This is a genomic window from Phenylobacterium sp., assembly GCF_044372605.1.
Taxonomy (GTDB): Bacteria; Pseudomonadota; Alphaproteobacteria; order Caulobacterales; family Caulobacteraceae; genus Phenylobacterium.
Genome location: NZ_JBILRO010000255.1, coordinates 1 through 4,813, shown reverse-complemented (window position 1 = coordinate 4,813; position 4,813 = coordinate 1). Strand labels below are relative to the sequence as shown.

Sequence of the window (4,813 nt, the reverse complement as noted above, 5' to 3'; positions counted from 1 at the left end):
CCGAAATCACGGTCAAGGTGTTCGTGGCGAGCGGCGAGTACGAATGGGGCGGGCACAAGATTCGCGCCGGCGTCTGGTACGAACACCTTGACCGTGATTTCGGTCGCGAGTGGTATCCCTACTTGGATATCCGCAGGGGACCGATCGCCTCGAACATCGTCTACCGCGAGGACTTCCGACAGAATTTCAAGACCGACTCCTTCAAGTTCCATATCGCCGACACCTGGCAGGTGACCGATCAGCTCACCATCGACCTGGGCGTTCAGCACTATCTCGTGGATGTGGAAGGAGCCTCGGTCGAGGATCGGAACATCAACGCCGCTGGCCAACAGATCTCGACCACCGCCTCGGCGTTCGAGTCCGACAGCAATGAGTTCCTGCCGTCCGTCGGCGTCGTCTTCGAAGCCACCGACCAGATCCAGGTCTTTGCGGGATACTCCAAGAATTTCGCAGCGATCGGCGACTGGGCGGTGGAAAAGACCGGCACCGACTTCACCAACCTCAAGCCGGAAGTGGCCACCAATATCGAGGCGGGCGTCCGCTTCACAGGCGATCGCATCCGCGCGGCGGCCAGCGTCTACCGGATCAAGTACGACGATGCGATCGTGTTCCTGACCAATGACTTCGCGGTCGGAACCGGCGGTATCAACTATTCCGCAGGGACCGGCGGCACCTACTTCAACATCGACGGCGGCGTCGAAAGCATGGGCTTCGAAGGCAGCGTCGATGTGCGCCTCACCGACGAGCTCAGCGCCTATGGCGCGGTCACCGTGACCGACGCCAAGTACACCTCGGGCTTCCGGGCGGCGAGCTATGGCGGAAATCCTCTGATCGTCGCGAAGGGCGCCAAGGTGTCCGGCACGCCCGAATACATCCTGGCCGGGGTATTGAACTACAAGCGCGAGGACTTCTCCGCCCAACTGTCCGTGCGACGGGTCGGCGAAGCGCCGGGCGATGCGGCCAACACCGCGACACTGGAGCTGTCGGCCTACACCCTGGTGGATCTCTCGGTCGGCTATCGAGTTCCGCTGGGCGAGCAGGGCCGTTACGCGGAGGGCCGTTTGGTCGTCAACAATCTGCTGGAAGAACAGTATATCGGAGGTGTTCTTGACGAGTTCACCCAGAGGTACAACGTGGGTGCGCCGCGCACCGTCGCCTTCACGCTGACGATGGCGTTCTGAGGCGGAGAGTAGAGTTGACTGGAAGTCTGCAGGGTCCCTACGACGTCGCGGTCGTAGGGGCAGGCATAGTGGGTTTGGCGCACGCCCTGGCCGCTGCGCGTCTGGGCAAGCGCGTGGTCGTTGTCGACCGCGACGCACAGGCCAATGGCGCCTCCGTTCGCAACTTCGGGTTCGTCACGGTTACGGGCCAGGCCCGGGGGGAAACCTGGGCCAGGGCCAGGCGTTCGCGCGAGGTGTGGGCCGAGATAGCACCCCAAGCCGGGATCGAGATCGTCCAGCGAGGCATGCTGTTGGCGACCCGGCGTCCGGAGTCCAGCGAGCTGGTGGCCGCCTTTCTGCAGTCCGAAATGGGCGCAAGCTGCGATCAGCTCGGCGCCGATGAAGCCCGGGCGCGTCTGCCCCATATCGGCGCGAGCATTACCGGCGCGCTATGGAGTCCCCATGAACTGCGCGTCGAGTCGCGCACGGCGATCCCGCGACTGGCGGCCTGGCTGGCAGAATCCTTCGGCGTGGCGTTCCTGCGCGGCGTTGCGGTGCTGGGCGCCGGCGGCGGACGCCTGGAGACCACGCGCGGAGAGATCGCTGCGAAGGCACTCGTCGTCTGCCCGGGAGACGACCTCGCCACCCTGTTTCCAGGGCGCATCGCGGCGCACAAGGTGCGGCGCTGCCGCCTGCAGATGCTGCGTCTGTCAGATCCGGGATTTCGCCTTCCCGGCGCCGTTATGTCCGACCTGGGGCTCATTCGCTATCTGGGCTATGCTGAATTGCCCGAGGCTTCAGCCTTGCGGCGACGGCTGGAACTGGAACAGGCCGACCACCTGCGGAACGGCGTTCACCTGATCGTGGTCCAGAGCGCCGACGGATCGCTCGTGGTCGGTGACAGTCATCACTACGCCGAGACGCCGGAACCCTTCGCAAGCACGCTCGTCGACAACCTTATCCTTGACGAATACGCCCACGTGCTCGGGCCGCCGCCGCCCGTGCTGGATCGATGGATCGGGACCTATGCCGTCGCAGATCAACCGGCTTTCGTCGACGCGCCCGAACCATCGGTTCGCCTGGTTATGGTGACCAGCGGAACGGGGGCCTCGACCGCCTTCGGCCTGGCCGAAGAGGTGATTGGCGACCTCTTCGGCGTGCGGATGGGCGCGGCGGCATGACCGGGCTCGTAAAGGTGGTGATCTTCGACTGGGCCGGAACCATGGTCGATTTCGGCTGCCTTGCGCCCGTGAGGGCGTTGCAGGCTGTGCTGCTGGACCAGGGCGTCGAGGTCTCGGAGGCGGACGTCCGCCTCGATATGGGGATGGCCAAGCGCGATCACATCGCTCGCCTGCTTGAGATGCCGCGCCAGCGCGAGGCCTGGCTGTCGCGGCACGCCGAGGCGCCCGGCGAGGCCGAGATTGATCGGCTGCACAGTGCCGTCGAGCCCCTTATGATCGCCGCCGCCGGCGAATGCGCACAACTCATTCCAGGCGCGCGCGAGGCCTTCGAGGCGCTGCTCGCGGCGGGCGTCAGGGTCGGGTCGGGCACCGGTTACACGCGCGCCATGATGCAGGCCATCCTGCCGAAGGCCGCCGCCCAGGGATACAGGCCCGAAGTGGTGATCTGCGCCGGCGAGACGGCGCGCGGACGGCCGTCCGCCGAACCCATGCTGCGGGCGCTGTCGGACATGGGCGTCACCGCGCCGATCACCGCCTGCGTCAAGGTCGACGACGCCCCTGTCGGCATCGCCGAGGGACGCGCGGCCGGCGCCTGGACGATCGGTGTAGCCGCGTCGGGAAACGCCATGGGGCTGGGCCTTGAGGCCTATCTGGCGCTGTCACAACCTGAGCGCGCCCGGCGTCTGGCCGACGCGCGGGCGAGCCTGCAGGCCGCAAAACCCGACTACGTCATCGACAGCGTCGCCGACCTCGCCCCCGCCCTCGCCCAGATCGAGGCCCGGATTGCGGCGGGAGAGCGTCCTTCGGTCTGAACAAGCTCATTGCGGTCCGCGCCGGGTCAGCCCATCGAGCGGAACCCTGTCAGAATAACTGCAAGAGGGGTGTTGTCGGTCGAGCGGAGGTTTCTCTCCGGCAAACTCTATTGACGTTTGTCCTGCACCGAAGGCGGTGAGACTGGTCCTGGGCCAAACGTGCCCCGTTGTTTTGCACAATGCGCCCTGGGCGAGGAAGACCCGCGCCGGGAATGACCGATTGTGACCCCTCTCGTCCGTTCCGGATGTCTGCTTCGCGGAACCGGATGCCAACGTCCGCTTGTTGGCTCGACCCCAACGGGGAAAAGCGACCCTCAGCGGAAACTAAGGCCGTCCGCTTTCAGACAAGCGTAGCTAGACCGGATTACGCCGACTTGGTGTCGTGGCCGACGAAACGGTGGATGTGCCCCAGGCCGCCTAATTCCGCGATCCCGCCACCCAGCTCCTGGTCGGCTGTAGCCACGATCACTACGGGCACCTGGCCACCCTCTCTCCGGCCAGCTGCACCGAACTGAGCCGGGACTTCGCCAAGCGGTACCTATTGCGCGTGCGCCGCCTCGGTAGGTTTCGGCGGCGGCGCGGTCTTCGCCCGCCAGAGCAGGAAGGCGCGCACGTCCTCGGCTTCCGCGTCATTGATAAACCGGCGGAATGACGCCATGCCGGCAGCCTTCATGGCGCCGTCGAGCACGATAGACTTGAAACCCTCCGGGTCCAGAATGGATGGTGAGCGCGCCAGGGGCACGAAATAGGGCTCGTTGCTATGGCAACGTCCGCAGTGGGCTCCATAGATGATCGCGCCGCGATCAGCGTCGCCGGCAGAGGGCGTGGCCAGTTTCAGGTCGAGGGGCGCAAGTTGCGCCGGGACCGCATAGGGCGGCGGCTTCACGGTCCCGCCCAGCTTGAACACCAGCAATCGTCCGGGCCGACGCGGAGCGTCGTAGCCCCCCGCGCCACCCCTGCCGACCATCAGGGCCAGGTACTGCTCGCCGGCGACCTCATAGGTGGACGCCGGGGCGATGGCGCTGACGCCGATATCGTAGCTCCAGAGCCGCTTTCCGCTGGCAGCGTCGTAGCCGTTAAATCGGTTCATGGCGCTGTGGAACACCAAGTCGCCGTCTGTTGCCAGGATCCCGCTGGTGACCATATGCGGGAAATCGACGCTCCAGCGCTTTGTCTGACTCACCGGATCCCAGGCGATCAGTTCGCCCTTTCTGGGGCCGGATGCGGCGGGCGGAATCGGCTTGGCGGAGGGCCCGCCGGGGTTGGGGCGCATGCCGGTGTTGTATGCGCCAGGTACGTAGCGGAAATTGTCTGGGTCGGCATAGTTCCCCCGAGCATGCTGGGCCGGAATGTAGACCAGGCCGGTCTTCGGGCTGAAGGCCATCGGGTGCCAGTTGTGGCCCCCCAGCGCACCGACCATCTGGTTCGAGCGTTGGCCATTCTCGTAGCGTGCCGAAACGACTTCCACAGGCCGCCCGGTCTTCAGATCTATGCGTTCGGCCCAGTCAACCGGCACGAACTTTTCGGCGGAAATCAGCGCCCCGGTCTTAGCGTCAAGAACGTAGAAGAAGCCGTTCTTGGGCGCCTGCATGACCACCCGACGCGCCGTCCCGCCGATTTTCAGATCCGCGACCATGATGTGCTGGGTGGCCGTATAATC

4 protein-coding genes are annotated in these 4,813 nt (G+C 65.6%); 3 read left to right on the top strand and 1 reads right to left on the bottom strand.

The features are described 5' to 3' along the window. The 3 genes from ACIQ42_RS16095 to phnX all read left to right on the top strand — a co-directional run. The coding region (locus ACIQ42_RS16095; protein ID WP_397423259.1) for a TonB-dependent receptor domain-containing protein at positions 1-1,181 on the top strand (1,181 nt) is incomplete at its 5' end. Between the two features lie 14 nt (positions 1,182-1,195). Continuing rightward, entirely contained in the window at positions 1,196-2,341 is a 1,146-nt protein-coding gene (locus tag ACIQ42_RS16090) for a TIGR03364 family FAD-dependent oxidoreductase (RefSeq protein ID WP_397423258.1), read from the top strand. Further along, positions 2,338-3,153 carry a phosphonoacetaldehyde hydrolase gene (gene phnX, locus ACIQ42_RS16085; RefSeq protein ID WP_397423257.1) on the top strand — a complete coding sequence of 272 codons (816 nt, stop codon included), beginning with the start codon at positions 2,338-2,340 and terminating at the stop codon, positions 3,151-3,153. Before ACIQ42_RS16090 ends, phnX begins: the two co-directional genes overlap by 4 nt. Positions 3,154-3,691: 538 nt before the next feature. Here phnX and ACIQ42_RS16080 read toward each other — a convergent pair. Further along, positions 3,692-4,813: PQQ-binding-like beta-propeller repeat protein (locus ACIQ42_RS16080; protein WP_397423256.1), on the bottom strand; the 1,122-nt coding region annotated here is incomplete at its 5' end.

Excerpts from the sequence above, each read along its gene's own strand:
- phnX (WP_397423257.1), top strand. The coding sequence starts at position 2,338 with ATGACCGGGCTCGTAAAGGTGGTGATCTTCGACTGGGCCGGAACCATG.